Below are 26643 nucleotides of genomic sequence, written 5' to 3'. Positions count from 1 at the left end.
CTGGGGAAATCTGATTTAGTCACGATTGATTATAGGAAAGGTTTGCGGACTCACCTGCTCCGGGTCTGGTCCGCCGCGTTCGCCGGTGTCGAGCGCGCTGATTGCCTGAACTTCCTCCGACGCAAGTGCGAAGTCGAAGATATCGATGTTCTCGGCAATCCGTTCCGGGCGCACGGACTTCGGGATAGGAGACGTGCCCAACTGGATCTGCCAGCGCAGGATAATCTGCGCCGGAGTCTTTCCGTATTTCCTGGCGAGCAGTGCTACCGTCGGATGGGAGAAAGGGTCGTGCACCTCCTGCGAGGCCTTCGCCTTTTCTCCGTCGCGCTTGATGCCGCCAATCGGGGACCACGCCTGGGTGATGATTCCGCGCTTCTCATCAGCTTCACGAAGTTCGCGCTGAACGAAGAAGGGATGCAGTTCTATCTGATTCACTGCGGGAATGTGACCCGTTTCCTCAATCAACCTGTTGAGATGGTTGGAGCTGAAGTTACACACGCCAATCGCTCGAACGCGCCCCTCTTCGAGGAGCTTCAGCGCGGCCCTGTAAGCGTCGATAGTTGCTGCGAAGGCCGAAGGAACCGGCCAGTGGAGCAGATACAGGTCAAGGACATCGAATCCCAGCTTTAGAAGACTTTGGTCGAAAGCACGAAGGGTCTGGTCGTAGCCGTAGTCGGTGATCCACACTTTGGTCGTCACGAAGATATCTTCTCGAGGGATGCCAGACGAACGGATACCTTCCCCAACCTGCTGCTCGTTCATATAGGCTGCAGCCGTGTCGATCAGCCGGTATCCATTTGCGACTGCCGATCGGACCGCAGCTACGGTTTTCTCAGGCTCGCTACGAAACACCCCAAGTCCGAAGGCGGGCATCTCGATTCCATTGTTCAACCTGTACACGGGACTTTTGCCTGTCACCATCGTTAATCCATTTTCAGTTGGGTGTAGCTCTTGCCAGCGCGCCTGCTGCAAGGTGCGTGGGCGCGAGTGCCGTGACGCCGGGTAGATGCCCCCTCCGCATATCAATCCCATTGCGGGTCAGACGGGCGTTACCATTTGCAGGAACTTCACGAGTTGCTCATTGACCACATCAGAGGCTTCGTGTTGAACCCAGTGGCCTACATTGTCGAGTTCGAGACCGCCAACGAGACTGGGAACGCCAGAGCGCATTTGGTCCACGGTCAGCGGATAAAGCTCTCTCAAGCCATCCGCCTTCCCCCAGATGAAAAACGAAGGCTGGGTAATCCGGGCGCCCTTCCATGGAGCGGACAGGTAGAAGTACGGTTCAGCGGCCCGATAGTAGTTCAGGGCACCATGAAAGCCGGTGCGCTGAAATTCCGCCACGTTATGAGCGACGTAATCGGGCTCGGCCCATAACGGCAACGGTCCAGGGGCCGCACGGTGAAGGCTTCGTGCCGGGTCCAATGGACTCCATCGCTGGTCTGCGGGAGCGGAGCCCGATGCCCAGTACAGAATTCCAGGAATAGTCACCGTGGCATCGGCCCAGATCTGATCGGCGTCCGGCCGGCTCTGTTCGAACATGTAGAAATCGTCCTGATGTCCGGACTTGCGCATCTTGTCGAAGACGCTGACATCCCCACGAGGAACGAAAGGCACGCTCAGACCGAACACAGCCTTGAATCGATCGGGACGCATCAGTGCCGCTTGCCACACGTGCGTTGCACCCCAGTCGTGACCCACGAGGACAGCGCTCTGAATCTTCAATGCATCGAGCAGGCCAACCAGGTCGCCGACCGTTTGCAGTGGCGTGTACAAGGCTGGGTCCGCCGGAGCCGAACTACGTCCGCAGCCGCGCATATCTGGAGCAATTGCCCGATATCCGGCAGACGCCACGGCTTTCATCTGCTGGCGCCACGTGTAGGAGGTGTCCGGAAACCCGTGGCAAAAAAGTACGGCTGGCCCATCGCCCTGTTCGGTTACGTGCAGGGTGATGCCGTTGGTATTGACGTCGTACTCCTTGATACCGGAAACGCCGCCGGTTCCAGGAATTTGTGCCTGAGCCCCGCGATCCAGCAGCAGGCTTGCACCCAAAGCCGTCCCGCTCGCGAGGAACGCGCGGCGAGAGATAGACGGTGCAGGAATAGAGGCTGTTGCAGAGAGGTTCATTTCCATATGGGTTTTTTGATTGGCCCGATGTGAGATTCGGGAACCCGCTAATCTTAGAAGCCCTCAACAAGCCGGGAAGGACGTATTTCCGACAATTCTGGCCATGTTGGCGCGACCACACTTATCGGCATCAGGACCGGTGGTTAGAATCACAGTTCAGCAGGCGATGGCTCGTGCCAGGCGCCAGTGTGCAGGACGTAATGTTATGGCCTGCTATTTTCCGGGATCTATCATGCTGCGCATTGGCTACATCGTCGTTCCAGGCTTCCAGGTCATGGTTTTCGGCGGACTAACCGTGTTTGAGCTCGCAAACCGGCTGACGAGGGAGCCGTACTACGAGATACGGCTGATATCTGAAAGCGGAGGGCCGGTTCAAAGTTCTCTCGGATACTCCGTCATGACGGACAGTTTCGAGGAAGGCGCGTTCGACACGGTGATCATCGGCGGCGTCATCACTGGTGCGTACCCGGCGAGCGCCGCACTGATTGAATATTTAAGAGGCGCGGTGAAAAACACCCGGCGTGTTGCCTCAATGTGCACGGGCGCGTTTTTTTTGGCTCAGGCCGGCGTTCTGGACGATCGGCGTGCCACGACTCACTGGGCTCACGCGCGCGAGTTGCAAACGACGTATCCGAAAGTCAAAGTCGAAGAAGATCGGATATTTGTCGTGGATGGTCCGGTATGGACTTCCGCGGGCATGACTGCAGGGACCGATCTTGCGGTTTCGATGGTGGAACGGGACCTTGGTGCAAAAGTAGCGCGCATTGTCGCCAAGCGAATGGTCATGTTCCATCGACGCGCCGGCGGACAGTTACAGCACTCCACACTGCTGGATCTCGATGCGAAAACTGACCGGATACAAACCGCGCTGGTCTATGCGAAAAGCAATTTGCACACCCCGCTGACGGTCGACAGACTGGCTGAAGCGGCCAATCTGAGTGTGCGGCAGTTCAGCCGCGCATTTCGTGAAGAGACGGGGCAATCCCCTGCAAAAGCTGTCGAGAACTTGCGGTTGGAAGCGGCGCGTCTTATGGTCGAGCAGGGCAGGCTGCCTATTGATGTCGTTGCGCGAGAAACGGGCTTTGCTGATCCCGACAGAATGCGCCGTGCATTTCTGCGAGCATTCGGTGAGCCGCCTCAGGCTATTCGCCGCAACGCACGTGGACAAGCGGATAGCTGATTCGCCCCAGCTGCAAGAGGAGCTCTCATGACCGCCTGAGGCTGGCACTGATGACGTCGCCGTGCCAGAGGTTGATCCTGTGAACAGTTGCGGTCATCGCTGCTCCAATTCGCCCTCGTGGAAGCGCGCCTGCGTTCGCGCGGTGGGTCGCCATCCTGGGCAGATTCGCGTTGCCTCAGCCGTTCGATTGTTGCTAGCGAACCGGAGGCTATAAGAGGGACCGGGGGAAGTGCTGCGCGAAATGTTCCACGCGTTCGCGACCTTCACTGCGAGGCATCCCGAATTCCATCGATTGATCGCGTTCGAAGGTCAGATAAACGGCGACCGCTTCGATTGGTTGATCGAGAATTACATCCGCCCGTCCTACGAGATATCCACGCAAGCGATTCGTGCAGGACAGCAGGCTGGCGTCGTGCGCGCCGGCGATCCTGGGCAGCTTCACTACGCAGTAATCGGCATCATCAACACCAGCATCGTGTTCGCGAACGAGTACAGCCGGATGACTGGCCTGGATCCGCGCGCGCCCGGCGAAGTCGAAAAGGTCGTGAGTCTTGTGTGCGACCTCTTAGGACTGCCCACTACGACGGGACTGGAAGAGCGCGGCGAAGCGCACGCAGGTGTTGAACCGTCAAGGTAAGCCGTCCTGCATCGTCCGCACGAAGGTCCCTTGACCGGGTGGACCTGACACTCGAACGTCGGAGTCAATGCATAGATGAAGTTCTGCTTTTGGCCGGTCATTTTGCCTGACGGCCACTGAAACGTGACGGACCTGACGGGACGGTGGTCTGGAAGCCGGGCGATATTTTCAGGAGCAACGATAGGCATTCCCTAACCTAACCGCTGATGTGATCCGCCCCGCCCACCTCCTTGATGAAGGCGAGCAGGAGCTCGCTGAGCCGAACCGGCTGCTCCTGCTGGATCCAGTGACCGGCGCCGTCGATCAGTTCGATGCCCTCCATTCTCGTCGCCGCCTTCGTCCTCATGAGATCGAGCGCGCCAGGCGCCGAATAAGTGCCCCAATCGCTCTTCCCGCCAATGAAAAGCGAAGGGACATCGATCGTCTTGCCCGAAAACAGGCGCAACTCAGCGTTCAGGTCAGGATCGGAAAAGACGCGATAAGGCTGCAAGGCGCCTTGAAACCCCGTGCGGCCATACTCCTCCGTGTACACCCCAAGTTCCGGCTCGGTGAGCCATTTGCAGGCCAGGACCTCGGCGGCCGAGGGTTGGAATGGAGCGACGGTCTCGGGCATCGTCTTGCCGAGATCCATGACGTAATAGGTGGGCATTTGTGCAAGTTCTGCGGCGGTTAGCGCCTTCAACGGATGCGGCTTATTCCCCGGCCAGTCGGCGCTCTTGACGTAGAAAAATGCACGGAGAAACGCGTGTAAGCCTTGAGGGGGGCGCCACATGTCGTGGTTCGCCTTCCGTGTGCTCAGGTATTGCTGGTAATACTCTCTCGGCGGGTTGAGCGCCGCCAGCGCGGCCGCCAGGTTTTGAGTGCGAGTGTTCGGTTGAACCGACGATACCTCGCTTTCCGCAATGTTAAAGGGAAGCGTCGGCGGACCGGGGAACGGTGCGCTCATCAGCACCACCGAGGGAAAGACGTCAGGTCGGGCCAGCGCACAATAGGCCGCCACGGGCGAGCCGAGGTCGTGCCCGACAAGCATTGCCGTACGCCGATACCCCAACGCCAAAACCAGTCCGAGCGCGTCACGCGTCATATTCAAGAGGCTGAAGGGCGCTAGCTGGGCGTCATAGTCGTTCACCCAACCGGTGGTACGGCCAAAACCCCGCTGGTCGGGCGCCACGACATGGTAGCCGGCGTCAGCCAGAAGCGGGATCAGGTGTCGCCAGCCGTACGCCAGATCGGGAAAGCCATGCAGAAGCAATGCGAGCGGCCGGTCGGGGGTTTCGTAACCGGCCTCGAGAATATGGACATCAAGGCCGTTGACCCCATGGATCATGCGCGAGCGGACCCCCTTGGGAAGCGTGTCCTCACGATACGTTGATGTGGTCAAAGCAATTCCTCCTATGGGGTTTGCGCGGGCGGGTACCGGACTCCTGATATGGTGATCGCCATAGTATGGCAATCACCATAGAATCATCAAGCGAAACGTGCTATGTTCGCGGCATGCCACGTAAGACTGACGCCCGCGCTCGCGCGATTGCCACGGCCGAACGACTGTTTCGCATCCAGGGCTACACTGCGACGGGATTGATCCAGATCCTTGAAGAAAGCGGTGCGCCTAAAGGATCGTTCTACTTTCACTTTCCACGCGGCAAGGCACAACTCGCAGAAGAAGCAATCGATAATTACATTGCGAATCGAATTGCTGTGTTACGGGACATCTCGGCGAATACGACGGGTGATGCCCTGAATTTTGTTCATCAGATTTTCAGGACATTCGCGGCCGAAATGGTCGCCTCTGATTTCCAGTATGGATGTCTAATGCAAAATCTGGCGAATGAGTTGCCCGCGCTCGACGCTGAGCTGACCAAACGGGTAGCGCGCGGATTTGTTGAGTCGACCGAGATTATTGCGGAGCATTTTAGGGGCTGCGGTTTTGCTCCCGCGCGCGCGTCCTCTACCGCAGCCGCATTGGTAGCCGCCCTCGAAGGCGCGCGGACGATCGCACGCCTGGAACGCACACCGGCTATATTCGAGGCGCTGGCAGACGTTAGTGTCCAACGGTGGGCTGCCTCCGAGGGGTGATCCGGTCCAATGTTCCCGGTCGAACAAAATTGGCACCGATCATCGTACGAAGAGCGTCTGTCTTTCGCGAATGTCCGTTCGCAGACGCCCAGCCGCCGGATGAATGTCCTGGCATTGTCCGTTGCCGGACCGCCACAATCAGTTTGGCTTCGGCTTAAGCAGGAATATGTCACGCTAATTCTCTCGACTACGTTCGCTTGGGTCGTGCTGAGGCAGTCGGGCAACTTGAACGCATGGAGAATGGGCATGCAGACGAATTCGAAGAAGGCCGAACAGGTCGGCCTGCCGGCGACCTCACGGCTCAGCCAGTCGTATGGCAAAGCTGATTTTGTCGACGCCTTTTCGGTGGACTTGCCAGCGACTGCTTGCAACGATGCAGAGTCTCTCGCTCGATACATCTTTGCAGGGCAACCCAAGTGGATCGCGATGCTGCTGGGAGTTCGCGACATTGCCGTTTGGCCATTCGGCCTTAAAAGAACGATCGATCTGAGAGTCGCGAAGGACGACCGGCTAAGTATTTTCCGCGTGTTCGAACGGCATAAAGACGAGATCATTCTGGGAGAGGACGACACGCATCTTGATTTCCGCGTGTCGGTTCTCGTGCAGCCTGCATCTGAAGACCGGTCCCAGCGACTGATAATCACTACACTTGTCTTCTACAACCGTCTGCTGGGTCGGGCCTATCTTAGCCTTATCGCTCCTTTCCATCGCCTCGTCGTGCGAGCCTCGCTCGACCGGGCACAGAAGCTCGGATGGCCCGGCCGGTAGCGGCGATTCCGATCAACGCTCCTTCCAGCAGGCCGTAGATGGCCTGACGCTGAAAGTCGCGGGTTCCTGAGAGCGGCCGGGACCAGGCGTAGCTATCCGTCTCCACCTGATCGGTCACGCCGAGCGGCGTATGGTGCAGTTCGACAATATGTTCTTCGGTCTCCTCGACGATCTCGACCGGAATTCTACGGGCCGCAATCTGACGAATCCACGAGATGGGACCGATCGACCTCCGGCTCCGCCATGGTCTTTAGCGGCTTCCCCTGTTCAAGAATCAGCAGGCGTGACAACTCGTCCCGATGTACTTCGAGTGCGTCGGCGTAGGCGTTGAGGTATTTCTGGCGCCCGTCGTAGCCAAGCGCAGACCAGGCTTTAACCGCATGCCTGGCCGCTGCGACGGCTTCTTCAAGCTGCCGGCTGAGGCTGCCGGGGCCTTGGCGAATACTTCACCAGTAGCCGGGTTGATTACGTCAAAGCTATCTTGCGACTTCACAAGATTACCAGCGATGCTGAGGTAATACGGGCCGTTGAAAATGCCAACGGACTGAACTGCTTGTGGCAATGCAGACATGAATTGTTCTCCGAGATACGGAGGGCTGAAGTGTTGATGTCGCGAATCCCGCCAAAAATCGACGGGTTTTTCGTTACCTGGTAGGACTACTTAGCTTTAGAAAAATGAAATTTTTTCATGCAGCCGCTGGTACGGAGAACGCCGGCTGCGTGCTTACGCTGGGCCGCTCCTGCATTCTTTCGTACCATGCCAGGAGCGCGGTGCACTCAGCCGGCACTGGCAGCTTGACGATAGAAGCGAAGACCAGGCCGCCGATTACGGTGATGTCGGCCATTGAAAATTCTTTGCCGGCGACATACGGCTGATTTCGAAGAACAGCATCGAAGTAGTGCATTCCGCGTAGAGCCTTGTCGCGCTGCCTGAATCCCCATTCGGCGTTCTGGTACAGCTCAACGTGCGGCCCCAATCCCGGCGTTCCATGATGGAAATACACGCTTATGGCGTCGAGCAATTCCAGTTCGGCACGCTTGCTCATCATGTGGATCAACCCTTTTTCGCGCGGCGCCCTGCCAGTCAGAGTCGGCACGCCATCGAGTCCGTCAAGGTACTCCGTGATGGCCGTGCACTCGGCAATACAGGTCCCGTCATCGAGTTCGAGCACCGGCAGCGTGCCCGAGTAGTTCTTGCTCGCCATGAATTCGGGATTCTTGTGCTCGCCCGCGTACAGATCGACCAGCACGAACCGCACTCGCGATTGCAGATTCTTTTCCGCCAACGCAATGCGCACACGCGTCGGATACGGCCCTTGCGGGAAGTCATAAACCGTCATCGTCGACAAGTGATTGTCATTGATACTCGTTGCGATAGCACTCATTTGGCTTTCCTTTCGTAGTGGTGTCGTAGCGAACGACAATCTTGCATACCTACCTATCGTTCGTTAGGTTTACAATATGCGTTACAATCCGGGTTGTCAACACTGAGTAGTCGACCCATAAGTCACCTTCGATTTACCCGGCCACCCAATGCAATCGGCACACGCTGCCTGCTACTGGCAAGCCACCGATCGACGGCACGCGACGCGAAGCGGCAACTCAGGTTCCACCTGCGGTGATTTCCATGACAATTCGTCGTCGCGCGGCGAACCCCTGTTCGGACCGTTGCTTTACTAGCTCCACGACCGCCCGCGGTGCGACATCTGGCCCACCAGCATTGAATGGCGGCGCCGGAGCATATTCGAGTTCGAGCTGAATCGCCTGCGCTTCCTCTACCCCCGCCAACTCTGCAGCCACTGTCAATCCAAAATCGATGCCCGCGGTCACACCTCCGCCGGTGATGAGGTTGCCGTCACGGACTACCCGACCGTGCGTCGGAATGGCACCAAGTGGCTCAAGCGATGTGTGGAAGGCCCAATGAGTTGTGGCACGCCGTCCGCGAAGCAACCCTGCGGCACCAAGCAACAATGCGCCGGTGCAAACAGACGTGATGTAGCGGGCACCGGCGGCCTGTTTGCGAACAAACTCGATCGTTTGAATATCCTGCATCAAGTTCGTCACGCCACCTCCACCGGGAACACAAATCACGTCGAGTGGCGGGCAATCCCCATAGGTCGTTGTGGGCGTAAGGAGCAATCCATTGCTAGATGTCACGGGGTCACGTGTTTTCCAGATCAAGTGGGTCGTTGCGCCGGGAAGCGATGCGAGTACGTCGTGGGGACCGGTCAGGTCCAGCTGTTGTACTTGTGGAAATACCAGAAATCCGATTTGGAGCGTCATGAGGATACCTTGTCAAATGTATAAGCGATTTTCACCAACGACGGTCTTCGAGGTGGACGGATCGATTCTATGCAGGTAGCCTTTGGCAAGATTGCCATTTACCCCTCAGTTTCTGCCATGTAATGTCGACCAAAGCGCGATCCATATTGCTGCTTGCTTTCCCGGACGTTCAACTCCTTGACGTCAGCGGGCCATTGCAGGTTTTTGCCTCCGCCAATGAACTGGCAGCGCAGCAGCGGCTCGCCGAACCCTACGCACCTCGAGTTGTTGCGGCCGAAGCCGGGCTCGTGACCTCGTCTTCCGGCCTGGCCCTGCTGGCCCATTCCATAAGTTCAGTGAAAGGGCTCATCGACACGCTCATCATTCCGGGTGGCCGCGGCGTTTCCGCGGCATCGGAGGATGCGCGCTTGACCCGTTGGATACGGCGTCAGACCAGCCGATCGAGGCGCATCGCCTCCGTGTGTTCAGGAGCGTTCCTGTTGGCAGAGGCCGGGTTGCTGGATGGGCGGCGCGTGGTCACGCATTGGGGCCGTTGCGACGAACTGGCGAACCGCTATCCAAAGCTGCGCGTAGAAACTGATCCAATCTTCGTTCGCGATGGCGATATCTGGACATCCGCAGGTGTGACCGCAGGAATCGATCTCGCCCTTGCGCTGGTGGAAGCGGACCTCGGCCGTTCGATCGCACTAGAAGTCGCTCGCGAACTCGTCGTCTTTCTGAAACGACCGGGTGGCCAGTCCCAGTTTAGTGCCGTGCTGTCGATGCAAAGGGCGGACGACAGGTTCGGCGACCTGCATGCATGGATGGTGGCACACCTTGCCTCGGACCTGTCCGTCCCTATGCTCGCCAGACGACTCCACATGAGCGAACGCAGCTTCATGCGTCATTACAAGGCGGAAACGGGCCGCACGCCGGCGCGCGCGGTTGAGCAACTCCGGGTCGAGGCAGCACAGCGACTACTCGGCGAGACCTCATGGCCGGTCAAACGCATCGCATCTCGCTGTGGATTCGGTAGCGAAGAAAGCATGCGGCGCAGCTTCGTCCGACTCCTGCGGGTCGCTCCGCAAGCGTACCGAGAGCGGTTCTCGTTTTGCTAGCACGCGCATCATGCGTACGCCATGCGATACAACGTTGACCGCGCCAGTCATTCCATCGAAAAACCGCCAGACCGTTGACGAATTTACAGAGAACGTCGAGTGACCGTTTGTGGCCGGTCATTGCCTGACGATGATCAGCGATGCCCGCCGCCCCGTCACTAGAAGCGATACAGCAAGCACCCCGCTCTTTCAACCTATGCAATTCACCTCTGAGCCGATTTAGATCTTCCAATTCGATATTGGCCTTGCGTGAGCCACGCTTCCTATAATGGCCCGCCGATCGCCGAGGACAGAAAAAAATCTCGCGCCGACGGCGGTTTCCGAAGGAGCGCTTCGATGTACACACTGTCGGCATCCCGCCGCCGTTTGCTCAAGCTCGGCGTGGCGTTAGCGGCGGCCCCGCTTACGCCTCGCTTCGCGTTCGCGTCCTCCGCACCGGCAAATGCCGAGGCGCTTGCCGGCGTCACATTGCGCGTCGCCACCTATAAAGGCGGCTGGCCGCCGCTGCTCGCCGCTTCCGGGCTTGCAGATACGCCATACCGCATCGAGTGGCACGAGTTGAACAATGGCCTCTTACATATCGAGGCAATTAACGCGGACGCGCTCGATATCGGTTCGGGCAGCGAAATTCCTGCAGTATTCGCTGCGCGCCAGAATGCAAACGTGAAGTTCATTGCGCGTACCCGCGAGGATCTCAACAACCAGGCGACGCTCGCCCGCAAAGACACGCCTATCCAGCGGATCGCCGATCTGAAAGGAAAGCGCGTCGGGTATGTGCGTGCGACCACGTCACATTACTTCCTGTACCGGCAGTTGACCGAAGCGGGCTTGTCCTTTGACGACATCCACGCAATCAACCTCGCGCCTGCGGACGGCCTGCCCGCGTTCGCCGGCGGGGACATCGACGCCTGGGCGATATACGGCTATAACGGTCAACTTGCACGCAACCGCTATGGCGCACGCGAACTGGCAACAGGTAAAGGGTATCTGTCGGGCAATTTCCCGATCTACGCAAATCCGCGGGCGCTCGACGATGCGCGCCGCCGCGCTGCGATCGGTGACCTGCTCGTGCGGCTGCGGCATGCATATGCGTGGGCAAATCCACACTTCATTGATTATGCCCGTGCACAAAGCGCAGAAACACGCGTACCGGTCGACGACCTGGTGGCCATGTTCAATAGACGCAGCGACGATTTCGGGCTGCTGGCCGTCACGCCCGATGTGATTTCAGGGCATCAGGAAGTTGCGAACGTGTTTGCGCATATCGGTGTGCTGGATGGCCCGACGAACGTCGCTCCGTTTTGGGACGCATCATTTACACCGATCATCCAGTCCGCGTGAAGCGAACAACCTGCCCCAGATCGCAAGCCTCAAACCGGCCGTGCCTGTCGCGTCAGACCTCGCCCAGTCCGATCGCCGATTGACGGCGATCGGCAGCGCGCGCAGCAAGATAGCAGACCTTCAATCGATCAAGTTGAGCGATGTGGGAGACAACAGACGGGTTGACGATCGAACCGCCCCTAATAAAGATGCGAACGAAATCGCCTAAAAAATACTTGAATATGTGCATATGCATCGATACACTGCACCCATGAACCGTTCACTCCGTCACGATGAATGTCATTGTTTCGCCATGCGTCAGGCGGCGCGGTACATGACTCAACTCTATGACCGGCATCTCCAGTGTGCTGGAGTGACAGCAGCCCAGTTCACGATTCTCGGCAAGCTCGCGAGTCAGTCCGAAGTCAGGATCGCCAGCCTTGCAACGGAAATGGTGATGGACCGGACCACGGTTTCACGTGCGCTGAAACCGTTGGAACGAGAAGGGTTGATCAGATTCGAGCTCGACGAAGATGATGCCAGGGTTCATCTGCTGACCCTGACGGAGCATGGGAAACACGTGTACGAGCAGGCGAAAATGGCGTGGCGCAATGCACACGACGAAGTCGAACGCAAGTTTGGAAAGGAACGCACGACAGCACTTCGTCGTGAACTGTTCCTGTTGACACACGACGCACAACCCAACAGCAATATCGGAGGGTCGCGGCGGGCGAGCGGACGCTAGCTGCACCGTTTCTTTTTGGCATCAAAACGTGCGTATGCACGTTTATTTTTACCCAATTGCATGCATATGCACTTTTGAAGGCGCACGATCAATGGAAACCCTGCCCGACGACGATTGCTTTGCCCTGCGCCAGGCGTCGCGCTTTATCTCTCAGATCTACGGTCAGCATCTTGCAAATGTGGGCCTGACGACGACGCAATACTCCATCCTCGACCGTCTGCATAGGCATGGAGACATGACCATGCACCAGCTCTCCATGGCCATGGTCATGGACCGCACGAGCATCGTGCGCGCGCTCAAACCCATGCAGCGTGACGGTCTCCTCGAGAGCCGAAGGGATGGCGGCCGCGAGTCGACCATAGCCCTGATGAAAGCAGGCGTCACGCGTCTGAAAAAGGCCCGCCCCTATTGGGCTACAGCGCAAGCCGAATTCGAAGAACGTTTTGGAAGCCAGCGAATAAGAGCGCTGCGGAGTGAACTGTTCGATCTGACCGACGACTAGCCGTACCAGCGAACATGAATACCTCTACTGCCACTCCACTGCCGGATCCGATGGATTTGCCGGCGCGCACGAAGCTCGTCGCTTTCGGCATCATGTGTCTCGGCTTCTTCATGGCCACGCTCGACATTCAGATCGTCGCGTCATCACTTCGGGACATCGGCGGCGGACTCTCGGCCAGCCAGGACGAACTGTCATGGGTCCAGACGTCTTATCTGATTGCGGAAATCATCGTCATTCCAATGTCGGGCTGGCTTACGAGAGTGTTTTCGACACGCTGGGTCTTCGCCTTTTCAGCGCTTGGATTCACGATCACCAGCATGCTTTGCGGGCTCGCGTGGGATATCGACTCGATGATCCTGTTTCGCGGTCTCCAGGGCGCGATGGGGGCTGCAATGATTCCAACGGTCTACACAACGGTATTCGTGATCTTTCCACCCAGGCAGAGAATTATTGCTGCCACCACGATTGGCGCGCTTTCGACGCTCGCACCGACGATCGGGCCGGTTATTGGCGGTTGGGTGACATCCGAGTGGTCGTGGCACTGGCTGTTTTACCTGAACGTCGTGCCTGGCATTATCGTCACGCTCTTCGTGCCACGGTACGTCAACTTCGATCATGCCAATCTGTCGCTGCTGAAGAAAGGAGATTATGTGGGTATCACGTTGATGTCGGCGTGCCTTGCCTGCCTCGAATACGTGCTCGAAGAGGGGCCACGCAAGAACTGGCTCGGTGACGAGGCCATTCTCCTGTGCACGTGGATCAGCGTTGTGAGTGGCTTCCTGTTTATCGTGCACGCACTGACAGCAGACGAGCCGATCATCGACCTGCGCGCACTTGCCGTGCGCAACTTCGGGATCTGCAGCGTGCTGTCGTTCATCATCGGCATCGGCATCTTTTGCACGGTGTATCTAACACCGGTTTTTCTCGCGCGGGTACGAGGTTTCGATTCGCTCCAGACGGGAATGGCACTACTGTCGGTGGGATGCTTCCAGTTGCTCGGCATGATCGCCTATACCGTACTCGCGCGGCACATCAACATGCGCTACCTGTTGATACTGGGACTGACGATGTTCGGCCTCGGCTGCTACCTCTACGAGCCCCTGACAAGCGACTGGGGCTGGCAGCAGTTGCTGCTTCCGCAAGCGCTGCGAGGCTTTGGCCAGCAACTCGCCATTCCACCCATTGTCATCATGGCCCTGGGTTCGCTGCCGGCTTCCCGGCTGAGATCCGCGAGCGGCCTGTTCAATCTGATGCGCAATCTCGGCGGCGCGATCGGCATTGCGGTGGCTAGCACCATGCTCAACGATCGCCTGAACTTCCACTATGAACGGCTTGCAGAACATGTCAGCATCGGACGTCCGGTTGTCGGAGCGTTTTTGCAAAGCAAGACCGGTCACATCTCCGAAGTGGCGGGCGATACGCTGAACGCTGCCAATGCAGGACTAGGTGAGTTGCATGCGCTCTTGATGCGGGAGGCGCTCACATTGACATTCGCCGACGCCTTTCTCGCCGTCGCGTTGTGCTTCTGCGTGGGGCTCATCAGTGCGTTTTTCACGCAACCGGTCGCCAATACCGCTCCGCCGCCCGATGCACATTGAGTTCGCCCGCTCATTGCGATGAATGGTTGGCGCCGATCGCTTCCTGTTCGAAACAGAATTCGTCGGCGCCGGCTTAGGTCTTCTCGATCCGCTTGACCTGAATTACATGCCGGACAAGTCCGGACGGAGATTGCGGACCGGGCTCACGCTTTCCAGCAGCGAAGCCAGATGCAGAAGTGTGGATTCCGCCATCCACGGCGAGACCAGTTGCACTCCGATCGGTAGCCTGGATAAGTAGCGAATAAAGCCAGGTTTTATGACTACCTAACGTTTGTTAGTTAGAAGATTGGGCGTTATACTTCGTCTCGTCAACACTCTTTGAACCGCAAGGGATGAGCGGAGGCTCTGGCAACGGCAAGCGCGACGGTCATCGCGGACTGATGGAATCACGCGCCCCTACCCCATCCGCAGAAGCTGAGGCAAACTACTGTCGGCAACTCAGCAATACTTGCTGTCGTGAGGCCTGCAACTTAAGCTAAGCCACCTCTGTAATTGCGGGGTGGTTCATGTTCAATGAGGGGAGATTCGTGGCGAGCCAGGCAAGCACCAGTTCCAGTGACAAGATCCTGGCTGTCGCGACGAAGATCGCGCAGGCGCACGGCTATGGTGGATTAAACCTCCGTACCCTTGCGCAGGAAGTGGGTATCAAGGCTGCAAGCCTGTACCACCATTTCCCGAGCAAGGCCGACCTGGCCGCCGCCGTCGCCAGGCGTTACTGGGAAGATGCGGCGGCGGCGCTGGAAGCGTTATCGACAACGACTGCAGATGCGGCCGACTGTTTGCGCAGATACCCGGGGACGTTTCGCGAGGCGCTGGAGAACGACAATCGCATGTGTCTGGCCAGCTTCATGACCGCCGAATATGACGATTTGCCCGAGGTCGTGCAGAAGGAGGTCCAGGCCTTTGTTGAGGTCAACGTTGCGTGGCTTGGAAAGATGCTTGCGGCAGCGAGAATTGTCAGCTCCAGAGACGCCAAGAAGCGGGCCCGCGCCATATTTGCCGCAGTCTCAGGCGCACAACTAATGGCGCGAGGCCGTTCCGATATCAAGCTCTTTGATGCCTTGATCGAGAGCTATCGGGAGGCTGGACTCTTACCCGCGTAGGAATTCGATCACGGTGAGGACCACACGCTGAACAATGCCCGCAGCGCCCTCGCCTTCGTCCGCGATGACACTCGCCTTGGATGGTTATTGACAGATTGGTCCAGAACAAATAATCTCGGCTCATGGCTAGACCTAGAGAGTTCGATCGGGAAGAGGCACTGGACCGCGCTACGCGCGTGTTCTGGGCGAAAGGCTACGCCTCGACCTCAACTGAGGACCTGCTCGCTGCGATGGAAATCGGGCGACAGAGCCTCTACAACGCGTTCGGCGACAAACGAAAACTCTACCTGGAAGCCCTGGAACGCTATCAACGGGAAAGCACCACGGGCCACCTGGAGCGTTTGAACGGCGCTGCATCGCCGGTAGGCGGTATGGAAGCGCTTTTGCTTGGCCTCATCGCCGAGGACGAGAACACTCGCGCACTTGGGTGTATGGGTGTCGGCGCTGTCGGTGAATTTGGGGCTGCAGATCCGGAGCTTGTGATGCTCCGGAGCAAAGTGGGACCCAAGCTTTCCAGGCGCCTGGCTGAACGCATCCGTGAGGGACAGACTTGCGGAGAAGTCGATCCCGCCATCGACGCCCGCGAAGCCGCCGCCTTTCTACAGATGACGATGCAAGGCATTCAACTCGGCGCCCGCGCGGGCGGCGACGCGAAGAGCCTGCGCATGCTGGCCAGATTTGCAATCAACCGCCTTAAATCGCGCTAGGTAAAGGAAAAACTGGCGCAGTTTCCGCGCGCCCATTTATGGACTAATCTGTCAAAAACGGAGACAGAATTGAACGAGAATCGCAAACTTACGGGAAAGGTTGCCATTGTCTTTGGCGGTTCGCGAGGCATTGGTGCGGCGGCAGCAAGGCGCCTGGCAAACGACGGGGCCAATGTAGCGGTGACCTACGTGTCGGCGCCGGAGCGAGCGGCAGAAACGGTTGGGGCGATAGAGGCCGCCGGACGGACCGGCCTTGCCATCGAGGCAGACAGTGCTGATCCGGCAGCGATCGAGGCGGCTGTCGCGCAGGCCGTGGATCGCTTTGGGAGACTGGACATTGCAGTTGTCAACGCAGGCATCCTGTTGCTTGGCGACGTTGCGACGGTGAGCGTGGAAAATCTTGACCGGATGCTGAACGTCAACGTGCGTGGCGTCTTCCTCTCCATCCAGGCTGCGGCTGCGCGTCTCGCTGACGGTGGCCGGATCATTACGATCGGCAGCAACACTGCGGTACGAAGCGGGCATCCGGGCTCGAGCGTCTACTCGATGACGAAGGCTGCAGTTGCAGTCATGGTGAAAGGCATCGCCATCGACCTCGCAGGCCGTGGCATCACGGTCAACAATATTCAGCCCGGGCCTACGGTTACGGATATGACAGTCGATCATATCGAGAGGATCAAGCCGCTCATTCCACTCAAACGCGCGGCAGATCCGGACGAGATTGCTGGTCTGGTTGCATACCTCGCCAGCAAGGAGTCAGGCTATATGACGGGCTCCAGCCTCACCATCGACGGTGGCATGGTGCTGTGACTGCCAGTGAACGGCCGAACCAGGCCAACTGCCCCGCCTGAATCCGGGCGCCATTGTTTTCGAAGGTCATCTTGCGGCGGCACGGGGCGCGGGTAGGTATTCACCCAGCCGTATTTTGCGGTGCTATCCTGCCCAACATCCCTTAGATGCCAGCCCGTCCGGCCTTTCGCGATTCCGCGCCGCACAACGCGCTTCAGCCGCAACCCGGTCAAGATATGAAACTCTTCTGAATCGCATGGAGTACCGCCATGCTACGAACGTTCACCCAGCTCTGTCAGCCCGCCAACAAGGCCCTGCTCGTCGCCGCCGATGACGGACACGCGACGCTCACCGGCAGCGGCACCTACGCGATGCCATGGCACTGGCACGACTGCCTGATGTTCATCCTGCCGAGTCACGGCGCCGTCGAGTTATGCCACGAAGATCGCCGCGCGGGCACCTGGCTGTCGCAGGATCGCTTCGCAGTCGTACCCCAGGGGCAGGCCCACCAGACCCGCGCCGGATGCGCCACTCACACGCACGTCGCCGTCTACGTCACTGGCGACGCGTTGCGCAAGCTCGATACCGGGGTCGGCTCGCTTGGCGAATTCCGCCGTCGCACGCGCACTCCCATCCTCGTGCGCCGGACCGCAGCGATTCGTGCGTTGCAAGACCTGTCGTTGCGCAACGACATGGGAGCCTATGGCGGCGCGGCCACGCGCCAGGCCCTGTCGGCAGCCTTGCTGATGCAGTGCATCGGCGAAGTCATCTCTGGAAAAACAGAGCCGGGGACCTCGCCGCGCGAGCATGGCATGGCGCTCGTCGCCGACCTCGAAGCCTTCGTGACCCGCCATGCGGACCAGGACATTCCGCTCGACGCGCTCGAAGAGCGCTTCGGCATTTCCCGCCGGCACATTACGCGTCTGTTCCGCGAAGGCACCGGACTCTCGATCGGCGAATTCCAGCAGCGCAAGCGGTACGAAAACGCCTGTCGGCTGCTCACCGACACGGACCTGCCGATCGGCGAAGTGGCATTCCGGGTCGGCTTTGAAAGCGGCGCGGCCCTCGCGCGCGCGATGCGCCGCATCGGCGACCATTCGCCGTCCGATCTGCGCGCGACGATGGCCCGTTCGGTCAAAAGGTAAGGCCCGTTCGAACGCGCGGCCTGGCGTCGATCCCCGTAAATTGACCGGATGGAAACACATCCCCCGGTCAGCGGGGCTCACGCCGTCATGTCTTCACGTCATCAGGTCGAACTCGTCAGCGTATTCGCCGCCGGCCCCGGCGGTGGCAACCCGGCGCCTATCGTGGTCGACGCAGCCGGCATGTCCGACACGCAAATGCAGGAGGTGGCGCGGCGCTACGGCCACGAAAGCGGCTTCGTCCTGCCGGCGCCGCCCGGCTCCAGCTGCGACTACGAGTTTCGCTTCTGGGTCCCGAATCATGAGATGTCGATGTGCGGTCACGCCACGGTCGGCGCAGTCTGGCTGCTCCATCAAACCGGGCGCTTACGACGTGACCGGCTAACCGTCCAGACCCGCAGCGGCGAGGTCGGAATTCGTATTACGGATTACACGGCCGAGGGCGCCGCGGTCGAAATCTCCCAACCCATGGGCCGGGTCGAACCGTTGCCGCTGGCGCAACTCAGCCGCGACGAGATCCTCGACGCGCTCGACATCACCGAGGCACAACTTGCGCCATTGCCGATCCAGAACGCCTGCACCAGTCGCGTCAAAACGCTGATTCCACTTGCCAGCCCGGTCGATCTCGACGCGCTTCGGCCGCGCTTCGAGAAAATCGAGGCGCTGTGCGAGCGGATCGGTTCCACCGGTCTCTACCCCTACGCGAGCTTCGACACCCGCCGGCAAATCTTCGATGCCCGGCAGTTTCCGCGCGCCTCTGGCTATCCAGAAGACGCGGCAACCGGAATCGCCGCCTCCGCGTTGTCGTTCGGTCTGCTCGCCAATGGCCTGGTCGAGGCGTCCACGCGGACCATCACGATCCGCCAGGGGCGCGCGATGAAACGCCCGTCGCAAATCTCGGTGCGCTTCAGTTTCGAGGACGGTGCCGCATCCGGCCACCCCGACGGCTGCTGGCTCGGCGGCCCGGTTCGCTTTGAGACGCGTGCCGAGGGGACGTCATGACGACTGTCATCGCGGACCGGCTGGCGCAGCTGGGCATGACTCTGCCGCCTCCTCCATCGCCGCGGGGCGTCTACGTGGGCGTGGTGATCCACGACGGTATCGCCTATGTCAGCGGCCAGGTCAGCCGCGTCGGCGACGAGATCATCGCCGGGCCAGTCGATCGCACCACCCCGCCCGAGCTGATCCGTCATGCGGCGCGGACCTGCGTGCTGCGCGCGCTGGCCGCGCTTGCGGCAGCGCTGCCGTCCACAACCACGGTCGAACGCATTCTGTACCTGCGTGGCTTCGTCAATGCCGTGCCTGACTTCATGAACCACAGCCAGGTGATGGATGAAGCCTCCGCGCTGCTGCATGAAATCTTCGGCGAAAGCGGCCGGCACGCAAGATCGGCACTCGGCGTCGCCGGCCTGCCGGGCGGCGGTCTCCTTGAAATCGAACTCACTGTCGCGCTCGCGCGCGAGTCCGTTCACGCACAGGAAGGCGCCGGCAACCCCAGCGAAGCCGGGCCACAACACACCGACGCACACCAACGCACGCCATAACAAGACGCGGGATCGCCGCTAAAACCGGCAGATCCGCACGATCATTTACCTCGGAGAACGCCATGAATCGTCGTCAACTGCTGCAACTCGGCCTTGCGGCCGGCCCCGCCATCCTGTTGTCCCGCTCCATTCAGGCGGCCGACGCCGAACTGGTGGTCGGTTCCAACGTGGGCGCCCCGCCGTTCGCGTTCAAGCAGGGCGACAGTTACTCCGGCTTTGACGTCGAGGTCTGGAGCGAAGTCGCCACGGGCATGAACCGTAAATGGCGCCTCCAACCGATGGAGTTCGGTGCACTGATCCCGGCACTTCAGACGCACAACCTCGACGTGATCGTCTCGCAGCTTTTTATCAAACCCGAGCGCCAGCAGGTTATCGACTTTTCCACGCCGTACTATAAAAGCGGCCTGATTGCGCTGACGCGCATCGACAACACTACCATCCACACCCCGGCCGATCTCGATGGCAAACACATCGGCACCGAAACGGGTACGGTCGCGGTCGGCTACGTCAAGGATCACTTCAAGGACGCTACGCTCGAGCAATTGCCGAGTATCAACAATGCGCTGCTGGCACTGGAAGCCGGCCGCACCGATGCGGTCGTCTACGATAAGCCCCTGTTGTTGTACTACGCCAACACCGCCGGGAAGAACAAGGTCAGAGTGATCGCGCCGCCTCTCGAGGGGCTCGATGTCGGCATGGGCTTCCAGAAGGGCAGCCCACTGGTCGCAGCGGTCAACCTTCAGCTCGCCGCCATGAAGGCAGACGGCCGGCTTCAGGCGCTCAACCAGAAATGGTTCGGCGAGGCGTCGTCATGAGCTTTGATTGGGCGGCTATCGTTGCCGCGCTGCCGGACCTCTTGCTGGGTCTGCGGCTCACGCTCCTGATCGCTCTGGCCGGGCTGCTCGGAGGCATCGCGCTCGGGGTTCTGGCAGGCGTGACGCTGACTTACGGCAGCCGGCTCGCAGCATTACCGGCGCAGGTCTACGTGGCCCTGATCCGCGGCACGCCTATCGTGGTCCAGGTGATGTTCGTCTACTTCGCGCTGCCGATCATGATGAATATACGCATTAGCGCCACCAGCGCCGCCATCATCACCTTGATCGTCAATTCTGGCGCGTATAACGCGGAAATCATCCGGGGCGCGCTCGACGGTGTTCCAGGTGGATTGCGCGAGGCGGGCCTCGCGATGGGCCTTCGTTTTCATACCGTGCTGGCGCATGTCATCACACCCATCGCGTTCAGGCGCGCACTACCGGCGATGGGAAACCAGTTCGTCAACCTGGTCAAGGACACCTCGATTTTTCTCGTCATCGGCGTCGGCGAATTGACCCGCCGGGGACAGGAAATCATGGCCGAGAACTTTCGGGCGGTGGAAATCTGGACCGCAGTGGCGATCATCTATCTGCTCGTGATCAGCCTGCTTGCGCTGGGTCTGCGAGTGCTCGAACGGAGAGTACGTTTGCCATGAGCATGATCGAATTTCAGCAGGCTTCCAAACGATTCGGCCAGCATGTCGTTCTGCAGCCGCTCGATCTCGCGATCTCGGCTGGCGAAGTCGCCGTTATTGTCGGGCCTTCCGGCTCCGGTAAATCGACCATGCTCCGCTGCATCAACGGACTGGAAACCATCAGTTCCGGCAACCTGCTCGTCGACAACATCAGCGTGCTGGGCTCCGCACGCGACGTCAGGCGCATCAGACTCGAAGCGGGCATGGTGTTTCAGCAGTTCAATCTGTTTCCGAACCTGACGGCGATGCAGAACGTCATGTTCGGCCCGATCCGGGCACGCGGTCAGACCAGGGCCGAAGCGCGCGAGATCGCCGCCGCGCTGCTGCACAAAGTAGGTCTTTCCGAACGCATGCATCACTATCCGTCGCAGCTTTCAGGCGGTCAGCAGCAACGCGTGGCGATCGCGCGGGCACTCGCCGTCCGGCCAAAGCTGATGCTATTCGACGAACCGACTTCGGCACTCGATCCGGAACTGCGTCAGGAAGTTCTCAAGGTCATGCAGACGCTCGCCGGTGAGGGCATGACCATGGTCGTCGTCACGCATGAGATGGGCTTCGCGCAGCGCGTGGGCTCGCGCCTGCTCTTCATGGAAGGCGGCCGCGTTGTGCACGACGGCAACCCCGTGGAAATGCTGTCCACGCCGCCGGGGGAACGCTTCCGCGAGTTTCTTCAACATGTTCATTGATGGCCTTGCACTTCACGCTCGCACGCCATAGGAGTCTGCAGTCAAAATGATCCCGTCGCACTTTGAAAACGCTTACGGCTTTCGCCGGGACAGTGTCCGGCACGACAACTGGCGAGAAGCACCATGGAATGTCTGGGCCTTTCGCCATGTCCACGAAATCATCCCGACAGCGCGAATTCCAGCCACACCGGGTCTTGCCGAAGAACCCAAGGTCAATGCCGACGCGCTGACCGAACACGCACTCGTGGTCCGCGGCGAACACCACACGATCGCGTCGATCCTGCAGCGGACCTCGACCGATGCCCTCACGGTGATGCGAGCCGGACGTTTCGTCGCCGATTTTCATGCGCCTAACTTTACGCTGCAAAGCCGCCATATTCTGTTCTCGGCCAGCAAGTCGGTCGCGGGACTGCTCGCCGGCATGCTGGTCGGCGATGCTCTGCTGGACCCCGACGCGCCAGTGGCGCAATACGTGCCGGAACTCGCGTGTTCGGCCTTCGGCGACGCCAGCGTCAGGCACGTGCTGGATATGCGAACCAGCCTCGCGTTCAACGAGGACTATCTCGATCCGAACGGCATCTACGCGCGCTATCGGCGGGCCGGCCTGCTGGACCCGCGCCGCGAAGGCGAGCCGCCGGAGACGGTGCTCGACCTGCTCGCTTCGCTGACCAAAGGTGCGGGCGAGCATGGTGGTCCGTTCCATTACTGCTCACCCAACTCTGACGTGCTCGGCCTCGTGATCGAGCGCGCCTCGGGACAGCGCTACGCCGACTTCGCGGCCACGCGTCTCTGGCAGCCGCTGGGGTTGCGGCAAGACGGTTGCGTCACCGTGGACATCGCGGGCACAGCGCGCTCAGGCGGCGGCTTGTGCATGACCGCGCGCGATCTGGCGAGAATCGGCGAACTGGTGCGTCTCGGCGGTATGGTCAATGGGCGCAGGCTGATATCGGCGGACTGGATGACCGATACGCTTACGGGCGGCAGCACAGAGGCATGGCGACAAGGAAAGTTCTCAAGCTGGCTGCCGAACGGCAAGTATCGCAACAAGTGGTATCAGGTCGGCAACGCCAGCGGAGCATGCTTTGCGATCGGCATTCATGGCCAGTGGCTCTATGTTGACCCGCTACGCGAGACGGTGATCGCCAAATTCTCGTCACAGCCCGTTCCGACCAGCGACGAATTCAAGCTCCTGAATCTCGCGCTGTTCGAGGCGATTGCGGCGATGGCGTAAGGTACTTCAGCCGTCCGTCGACACCGTGACCGCCTCCCATTCCCGGATCTCACTCTCCAACGCGGACAACTTGTCCCTCACGAGCCCGAGCGCATCGCTACCGAGCAGGAGATGCGTGGGAGGGCAATCCGCGGCGATTGCGGCGAGCATCGCGCGTGCGGCCTTTTGCGGATCGCCCAATTGCTTGCCGCTCTTCTCCTCGCGCGCTTTGCGGATGGGATCGAAGACCTGGTCGTAATCCGCAATCGAACGGGGCGTTCGCGTCATCGAGCGCCCCGCCCAGTCGGTGCGGAACGAGCCTGGCGCGACGGCTGTCACGGCGATGCCGAAAGGCTTGACCTCTTTGCCAAGCGCCTCGGAGATGCCCTCCAGCGCGAATTTGCTTCCGCAGTAATAAGTAATCCCTGGCATGGTGATATAGCCGCCCATCGAGGTGATATTCAGAATGTGGCCACGTCTGCGCTCACGCATCAACGGCAGCACGGCTTTTATCATGGCGACAGCGCCGAACACATTCACATCGAACTGTCTGCGCATCTCGGACAAAGGCGATTCTTCCATAACGCCTTCGTGGCCATAGCCGGCATTGTTGACCAGGACGTCCACCGGTCCGACGCTCGCCTCGATTTCCGCCACGATGCCGTCGATGGCATCGAAGTCGGTTACGTCAAGTACACGTCCGAAAGCCGCGTCCGCAGACAGCGACTCGAAATCACGCTTTGCCTGCGCACTTCTCACGGTACCGACGACCTTGTACCCCGCCGCTAGTGCCTCCTGTGCGAGCGCACGGCCGAAGCCGCTGCTGACGCCCGTGATGAGCAGAATTTTGCTGGATGCCATCGAAGCTTCTCCCGAATGTTGACTGGAAAGTGCATACTAGTCTGAAGGATAAAGCTATCTAAGCCAGATTCCGCTATTTTTATTGCCTAAAACTATGAACGCCAGGCGCGCCTCTACCCCCAATCCAGACCTCTCGTCGGGAAACCAAAAACGCATGATTGCGTTGCTCCACGCGTTGGCGCCCGATGAGGGCTACAACCTCACGGCGCTGCCGAGCGTTCGCATCCTGCGCTCAAACCGGCCGTTGTCGCGCACGCCGGTGCTCTACGACCCTGGCATCGTGATCGTTTGTCAGGGTCGCAAGCGCGGTTATTTCGGCGACCAGCTCTATCTGTACGACGAGCATCACTATCTGGCCGTGTCCGTGCCGGTTCCGTTCAGCATGGAAACCGACGCAACCGAGGAGCGCCCGCTGCTCGCGCTGTACCTTCACCTCGATTTCACATTGGCCGCCGACCTGGCGGTACAGATCGACCATGAAGGCGCAACCGAGCACGTACAAGCGCCCCAGAGCATGATGTCGACGCCGATGGATGACACGATGCAGGCGTCCGTGTTGCGCTTCCTCGAGGCGATGCAGCGACCGCTCGAAGCCGCGGTACTGGGCCCGGGCTTACTGCGCGAACTGTATTTCCGCGTGCTCACCGGAGCGCAAGGGAGCTCGATGCGCGAGGCTTTGGCGATGCGAGGACAGTTCGGGCGGATAGGCAGATCGCTACGCCTTATCCACGCCGGCTATGCGCAGCCGCTGGACGTGATGCAACTGGCTGAGGAAGCGGGAATGAGCGTTCCCAGCTTTCATAGCCACTTCAAGTCGATCACGCAGGTTTCGCCGATGCAGTACGTCAAGTCGACGCGCCTGCATCAGGCCCGCCTGTTGATGGTCCGCCAGGAACTGACCGCGGAGGCGGCAAGCCACGCGGTGGGTTACACGAGCCCGTCCCAGTTCAGCAGAGAGTTCAAGCGGCTTTTTGGCCTGACGCCGGCGGCGGAAACGAAGCGTATGCGCGAGAGCTTCGCCATTCCCGCTGCGTTCGAGAATGCGACGTACGTTTCGTCGCACTGAGTTTGGCGTACCTCATTTTCTCTACGGATGTTCTTCGAGGTCATCGCTCATATCTCCGTTGAAAAGTCTCCATGAAGAAAAACCGCTCGTCTCTGTTTCCCCGCCAACGCAAAGCATTTCTTACAATGTAATATCAACCGCCACGGTTGCCCCCTGCGAGCGTTGCGACTGACCAGGCAAAAATTCCCGACCCACGACCTCGTACGGCTACGATCGTTCGGCATACATATAGTCTTTCGCCTGGGTTATACCCGGAAACATTATCTTGGGCCCTTCAGGACATGCTAAAAAGAGTCGATATCCCGGAAGGGCGACTGAAGGTCCGGTCCGGAGATTGGAGAATCCCACGCGGACTGTCGCACGGAATCCCGAGGTGAAAGTATGGAAAAAAAAGTGCTCGTCGCGGTGGCCGCCGCGCTGATGTCTTCCGTGGGCGCGCTGCATCCCGAATCCGCCCGTGCCGCTGATGCTGCAGCTTCAGCCTACGAAGACTCGACCGTCGACGCATCCCTCGATCCCGGCGAAGAACGCGTCTCTGCCGATGCCGACAATCAGGCCCGCCTGAAAGACCTGCGCTACGCGTATTTCATCGGCTACAACGCGCGCGCCAGGGAAGACTCGAAATCCTATGCGACTTTGGGCGACGAGGTAAAGCATCCGCAGAAGCAGCTCGCCGCGGCGCCCCTGCCCCCCGCAACGCCGAAACCAGTTGCCGAACGGGTTGCGCCGCCAAGGCGCCCCGTGGCGCAAGCCGCGCCGTTGAGGCAAGTATCCGTGCCGGCCGCATCGACGAAGCAGGTACCCGCGCCGGTCACATCGCCGAAGCGGGTTGTCGCCGCGCGGGCCACGCAGTCCAGGCAGGTCGTTGCACAGGCTGCGCCTGTGCCGCTCAAGCGCGTTCCCGCGCAGGTGGCGCCCGTACCGCAGAAACATGTTTATGCGCAAGTCGAGTCTGTGCCGGCGAGACGGGTCTCTGTACCGGTCGCGCCGTTGAAGCAGGCTTCGGTGCAGGTCACGCCGCCTAAGCGGGTTGAAGTGCAAACTGTATCTCTGAGGCAGGTTTCTACCCGGACCACGCCACCGAAGCTGTTTGGTGCCGAGTCCGAGCCGCCGATCCTGATTCCGACGCAAGCCGTGACGTCATTGCCCGAATCCAAATCCGACAATGACGACGACGCGCAGGTGACGCCGCGCCGCGATGCGCAGAACACCCAGCGGGCGGCGCCGCAGTATCGGCAGACCGATGAGGAATCGCAATACGCCGCGGAGCAAGGAACTCAGGCGGCGCAGAACCCGCAACCTCGCCAATATCAGAGTCGACAGCCCCAGCAATACGCGGCGGCGCCGGCCTATAACCAGGTATCGACAGAGTATCAGCAGCCAGGCGGGTACGTCGGACGGCAATACACGCCGCCGCCCCCGCCACCCTCTCGAACCGTTCCGGCTAACCAGTACGCGCCTGCGCAATACCAACCGGCTTACGCGCAGTCCGGCTACGTCCCTCGGCCGCCCGCTCAGGCCTCGGCACAGCAGGTCGTCGTCGTGGGCCGCCCGCCCGCCTACCCGGCAGATGACGAGATGTACACACCGCCTGAACTGCGGCGACAGTACCCCGCCGGTAACGGCAACTGGAATCAAACCGTTTCCCAGTAAGGCCTCGCCTTCCCAGCTAGCGAACAGGTCGCGGGTTCAGAA

At 59.9% G+C, this 26643-nt stretch carries 28 protein-coding genes; 21 read left to right on the top strand and 7 right to left on the bottom strand.

The annotated features are described in order from the left end of the window. Positions 1-15: 15 nt before the first annotated feature. On the bottom strand, positions 16-873 hold the full coding sequence (locus tag P3T20_RS17705) for an aldo/keto reductase (protein ID WP_302050854.1): 858 nt from the start codon (positions 871-873) through the stop codon (positions 16-18). Positions 874-1038: 165 nt separating this feature from the next. Further along, positions 1039-2133 (bottom strand): alpha/beta fold hydrolase, encoded by a 1095-nt coding sequence (locus P3T20_RS17700; RefSeq protein ID WP_429287475.1) that lies wholly within the window; start codon positions 2131-2133, stop codon positions 1039-1041. A gap of 226 nt (positions 2134-2359) precedes the next feature. On the opposite strand from P3T20_RS17700, the gene P3T20_RS17695 reads away from it, so the two are divergent. Continuing rightward, on the top strand, positions 2360-3307 hold the full coding sequence (locus tag P3T20_RS17695) for a GlxA family transcriptional regulator (RefSeq protein WP_074266132.1): 948 nt from the start codon (positions 2360-2362) through the stop codon (positions 3305-3307). A gap of 229 nt (positions 3308-3536) precedes the next feature. Next, on the top strand, positions 3537-3944 hold the full coding sequence (locus P3T20_RS17690) for a hypothetical protein (RefSeq protein ID WP_074265196.1): 408 nt from the start codon (positions 3537-3539) through the stop codon (positions 3942-3944). A 196-nt stretch (positions 3945-4140) separates the two neighbouring features. Here the strand turns inward: P3T20_RS17690 and P3T20_RS17685 are convergent, their stop codons facing one another. Continuing rightward, positions 4141-5271, bottom strand: a complete 1131-nt coding sequence (locus P3T20_RS17685; protein ID WP_429287589.1) for an alpha/beta fold hydrolase — start codon at positions 5269-5271, stop codon at positions 4141-4143. 119 nt (positions 5272-5390) lie between these two features. Here P3T20_RS17685 and P3T20_RS17680 point away from each other — a divergent pair, with 119 nt between their 5' ends. After that, complete coding sequence (locus P3T20_RS17680) at positions 5391-6020, top strand: TetR/AcrR family transcriptional regulator (RefSeq protein WP_074265197.1); 630 nt, start codon at positions 5391-5393, stop codon at positions 6018-6020. A 246-nt stretch (positions 6021-6266) separates the two neighbouring features. Beyond that, entirely contained in the window at positions 6267-6788 is a 522-nt protein-coding gene (locus P3T20_RS17675; RefSeq protein WP_074265198.1) for a DUF2867 domain-containing protein, read from the top strand. Positions 6789-6973: 185 nt separating this feature from the next. On the opposite strand, the gene P3T20_RS17670 is transcribed toward P3T20_RS17675, so the two are convergent. From P3T20_RS17670 to P3T20_RS17660, 3 genes are all read right to left on the bottom strand, one after another. Beyond that, the gene (locus P3T20_RS17670; RefSeq protein WP_254368908.1) at positions 6974-7231 is read right to left on the bottom strand and encodes an aldehyde dehydrogenase family protein; all 258 of its coding nucleotides are present in this window, start codon (positions 7229-7231) and stop codon (positions 6974-6976) included. 243 nt (positions 7232-7474) lie between these two features. Beyond that, on the bottom strand, positions 7475-8173 hold the full coding sequence (locus P3T20_RS17665) for a glutathione S-transferase (protein WP_074265199.1): 699 nt from the start codon (positions 8171-8173) through the stop codon (positions 7475-7477). A 217-nt stretch (positions 8174-8390) separates the two neighbouring features. Further along, positions 8391-9071 (bottom strand): DJ-1/PfpI family protein, encoded by a 681-nt coding sequence (locus P3T20_RS17660; RefSeq protein ID WP_074265200.1) that lies wholly within the window; start codon positions 9069-9071, stop codon positions 8391-8393. A 122-nt stretch (positions 9072-9193) separates the two neighbouring features. Between P3T20_RS17660 and P3T20_RS17655 the strand changes: the two genes are divergently transcribed. The 15 genes from P3T20_RS17655 (at position 9194) to P3T20_RS17585 (ending at position 23042) form a co-directional block, all read left to right on the top strand. Further along, entirely contained in the window at positions 9194-10168 is a 975-nt protein-coding gene (locus tag P3T20_RS17655; protein WP_074265201.1) for a GlxA family transcriptional regulator, read from the top strand. 336 nt (positions 10169-10504) lie between these two features. Beyond that, complete coding sequence (locus P3T20_RS17650) at positions 10505-11509, top strand: ABC transporter substrate-binding protein (RefSeq protein ID WP_074265202.1); 1005 nt, start codon at positions 10505-10507, stop codon at positions 11507-11509. Between the two features lie 250 nt (positions 11510-11759). Next, complete coding sequence (locus tag P3T20_RS17645) at positions 11760-12233, top strand: MarR family winged helix-turn-helix transcriptional regulator (protein ID WP_074265204.1); 474 nt, start codon at positions 11760-11762, stop codon at positions 12231-12233. A 91-nt stretch (positions 12234-12324) separates the two neighbouring features. After that, on the top strand, positions 12325-12735 hold the full coding sequence (locus tag P3T20_RS17640; protein ID WP_074265205.1) for a MarR family winged helix-turn-helix transcriptional regulator: 411 nt from the start codon (positions 12325-12327) through the stop codon (positions 12733-12735). A 14-nt stretch (positions 12736-12749) separates the two neighbouring features. After that, positions 12750-14333, top strand: a complete 1584-nt coding sequence (locus tag P3T20_RS17635) for a DHA2 family efflux MFS transporter permease subunit (protein WP_074265206.1) — start codon at positions 12750-12752, stop codon at positions 14331-14333. A gap of 527 nt (positions 14334-14860) precedes the next feature. Beyond that, the gene (locus P3T20_RS17630) at positions 14861-15436 is read left to right on the top strand and encodes a TetR/AcrR family transcriptional regulator (protein ID WP_143787611.1); all 576 of its coding nucleotides are present in this window, start codon (positions 14861-14863) and stop codon (positions 15434-15436) included. 122 nt (positions 15437-15558) lie between these two features. Next, complete coding sequence (locus P3T20_RS17625; protein WP_074265208.1) at positions 15559-16143, top strand: TetR/AcrR family transcriptional regulator; 585 nt, start codon at positions 15559-15561, stop codon at positions 16141-16143. Positions 16144-16212: 69 nt separating this feature from the next. Then, on the top strand, positions 16213-16953 hold the full coding sequence (locus P3T20_RS17620; protein ID WP_217272810.1) for an SDR family NAD(P)-dependent oxidoreductase: 741 nt from the start codon (positions 16213-16215) through the stop codon (positions 16951-16953). A gap of 248 nt (positions 16954-17201) precedes the next feature. Beyond that, complete coding sequence (locus P3T20_RS17615; RefSeq protein ID WP_074265209.1) at positions 17202-18077, top strand: helix-turn-helix domain-containing protein; 876 nt, start codon at positions 17202-17204, stop codon at positions 18075-18077. An 87-nt stretch (positions 18078-18164) separates the two neighbouring features. Continuing rightward, a complete protein-coding gene (locus tag P3T20_RS17610) occupies positions 18165-19076 on the top strand; it encodes a PhzF family phenazine biosynthesis protein (RefSeq protein WP_074265210.1) in 912 nt (303 codons plus the stop codon). After that, the gene (locus P3T20_RS17605; RefSeq protein WP_083611442.1) at positions 19073-19618 is read left to right on the top strand and encodes a RidA family protein; all 546 of its coding nucleotides are present in this window, start codon (positions 19073-19075) and stop codon (positions 19616-19618) included. The genes P3T20_RS17610 and P3T20_RS17605 overlap by 4 nt, the downstream gene beginning before the upstream one ends. A 62-nt stretch (positions 19619-19680) precedes the next feature. Further along, a complete protein-coding gene (locus tag P3T20_RS17600) occupies positions 19681-20433 on the top strand; it encodes a transporter substrate-binding domain-containing protein (RefSeq protein ID WP_074265211.1) in 753 nt (250 codons plus the stop codon). Next, positions 20430-21086, top strand: a complete 657-nt coding sequence (locus P3T20_RS17595) for an ABC transporter permease subunit (RefSeq protein ID WP_074265212.1) — start codon at positions 20430-20432, stop codon at positions 21084-21086. The genes P3T20_RS17600 and P3T20_RS17595 overlap by 4 nt, the downstream gene beginning before the upstream one ends. Beyond that, positions 21083-21811 (top strand): glutamine ABC transporter ATP-binding protein GlnQ, encoded by a 729-nt coding sequence (glnQ, locus tag P3T20_RS17590; protein ID WP_074265213.1) that lies wholly within the window; start codon positions 21083-21085, stop codon positions 21809-21811. Before P3T20_RS17595 ends, glnQ begins: the two co-directional genes overlap by 4 nt. Before the next feature lie 46 nt (positions 21812-21857). Further along, on the top strand, positions 21858-23042 hold the full coding sequence (locus P3T20_RS17585; protein ID WP_074265214.1) for a serine hydrolase domain-containing protein: 1185 nt from the start codon (positions 21858-21860) through the stop codon (positions 23040-23042). A 6-nt stretch (positions 23043-23048) separates the two neighbouring features. On the opposite strand, the gene P3T20_RS17580 is transcribed toward P3T20_RS17585, so the two are convergent. Next, a complete protein-coding gene (locus P3T20_RS17580; RefSeq protein ID WP_074265215.1) occupies positions 23049-23882 on the bottom strand; it encodes an oxidoreductase in 834 nt (277 codons plus the stop codon). A gap of 94 nt (positions 23883-23976) precedes the next feature. Between P3T20_RS17580 and P3T20_RS17575 the strand changes: the two genes are divergently transcribed. Next, positions 23977-24948 carry an AraC family transcriptional regulator gene (locus tag P3T20_RS17575; RefSeq protein WP_074265216.1) on the top strand — a complete coding sequence of 324 codons (972 nt, stop codon included), beginning with the start codon at positions 23977-23979 and terminating at the stop codon, positions 24946-24948. 381 nt (positions 24949-25329) lie between these two features. After that, on the top strand, positions 25330-26601 hold the full coding sequence (locus P3T20_RS17570) for a hypothetical protein (RefSeq protein WP_074265217.1): 1272 nt from the start codon (positions 25330-25332) through the stop codon (positions 26599-26601). Positions 26602-26643 lie beyond the last annotated feature (42 nt).

The organism is Paraburkholderia sp. GAS206C, from assembly GCF_050435645.1.
GTDB classification, from domain to species: domain Bacteria; phylum Pseudomonadota; class Gammaproteobacteria; order Burkholderiales; family Burkholderiaceae; genus Paraburkholderia; species Paraburkholderia phenazinium_B.
The sequence above is the reverse complement of the archived record's forward strand: the minus strand, read 5'-3'. Positions and strand labels throughout refer to the sequence as shown.

Bases quoted from the DNA above. Each gene is read 5' to 3' on its own strand.
- P3T20_RS17705 (WP_302050854.1), bottom strand. From the start codon at position 873: ATGCCCGCCTTCGGACTTGGGGTGTTTCGTAGCGAGCCTGAGAAAACC.
- P3T20_RS17700 (WP_429287475.1), bottom strand. From the start codon at position 2,133: ATGGAAATGAACCTCTCTGCAACAGCCTCTATTCCTGCACCGTCTATC.
- P3T20_RS17695 (WP_074266132.1), top strand. From the start codon at position 2,360: ATGCTGCGCATTGGCTACATCGTCGTTCCAGGCTTCCAGGTCATGGTT.
- P3T20_RS17685 (WP_429287589.1), bottom strand. From the start codon at position 5,271: ATGATCCATGGGGTCAACGGCCTTGATGTCCATATTCTCGAGGCCGGT.
- P3T20_RS17680 (WP_074265197.1), top strand. From the start codon at position 5,391: ATGGCAATCACCATAGAATCATCAAGCGAAACGTGCTATGTTCGCGGC.
- P3T20_RS17675 (WP_074265198.1), top strand. From the start codon at position 6,267: ATGCAGACGAATTCGAAGAAGGCCGAACAGGTCGGCCTGCCGGCGACC.
- P3T20_RS17665 (WP_074265199.1), bottom strand. From the start codon at position 8,173: ATGAGTGCTATCGCAACGAGTATCAATGACAATCACTTGTCGACGATG.
- P3T20_RS17660 (WP_074265200.1), bottom strand. From the start codon at position 9,071: ATGACGCTCCAAATCGGATTTCTGGTATTTCCACAAGTACAACAGCTG.
- P3T20_RS17655 (WP_074265201.1), top strand. From the start codon at position 9,194: ATGTCGACCAAAGCGCGATCCATATTGCTGCTTGCTTTCCCGGACGTT.
- P3T20_RS17650 (WP_074265202.1), top strand. From the start codon at position 10,505: ATGTACACACTGTCGGCATCCCGCCGCCGTTTGCTCAAGCTCGGCGTG.
- P3T20_RS17645 (WP_074265204.1), top strand. From the start codon at position 11,760: ATGAACCGTTCACTCCGTCACGATGAATGTCATTGTTTCGCCATGCGT.
- P3T20_RS17640 (WP_074265205.1), top strand. From the start codon at position 12,325: ATGGAAACCCTGCCCGACGACGATTGCTTTGCCCTGCGCCAGGCGTCG.
- P3T20_RS17635 (WP_074265206.1), top strand. From the start codon at position 12,750: ATGAATACCTCTACTGCCACTCCACTGCCGGATCCGATGGATTTGCCG.
- P3T20_RS17625 (WP_074265208.1), top strand. From the start codon at position 15,559: ATGGCTAGACCTAGAGAGTTCGATCGGGAAGAGGCACTGGACCGCGCT.
- P3T20_RS17615 (WP_074265209.1), top strand. From the start codon at position 17,202: ATGCTACGAACGTTCACCCAGCTCTGTCAGCCCGCCAACAAGGCCCTG.
- P3T20_RS17610 (WP_074265210.1), top strand. From the start codon at position 18,165: ATGTCTTCACGTCATCAGGTCGAACTCGTCAGCGTATTCGCCGCCGGC.
- P3T20_RS17605 (WP_083611442.1), top strand. From the start codon at position 19,073: ATGACGACTGTCATCGCGGACCGGCTGGCGCAGCTGGGCATGACTCTG.
- P3T20_RS17600 (WP_074265211.1), top strand. From the start codon at position 19,681: ATGAATCGTCGTCAACTGCTGCAACTCGGCCTTGCGGCCGGCCCCGCC.
- P3T20_RS17595 (WP_074265212.1), top strand. From the start codon at position 20,430: ATGAGCTTTGATTGGGCGGCTATCGTTGCCGCGCTGCCGGACCTCTTG.
- glnQ (WP_074265213.1), top strand. From the start codon at position 21,083: ATGAGCATGATCGAATTTCAGCAGGCTTCCAAACGATTCGGCCAGCAT.
- P3T20_RS17585 (WP_074265214.1), top strand. From the start codon at position 21,858: ATGATCCCGTCGCACTTTGAAAACGCTTACGGCTTTCGCCGGGACAGT.
- P3T20_RS17580 (WP_074265215.1), bottom strand. From the start codon at position 23,882: ATGGCATCCAGCAAAATTCTGCTCATCACGGGCGTCAGCAGCGGCTTC.
- P3T20_RS17575 (WP_074265216.1), top strand. From the start codon at position 23,977: ATGAACGCCAGGCGCGCCTCTACCCCCAATCCAGACCTCTCGTCGGGA.
- P3T20_RS17570 (WP_074265217.1), top strand. From the start codon at position 25,330: ATGGAAAAAAAAGTGCTCGTCGCGGTGGCCGCCGCGCTGATGTCTTCC.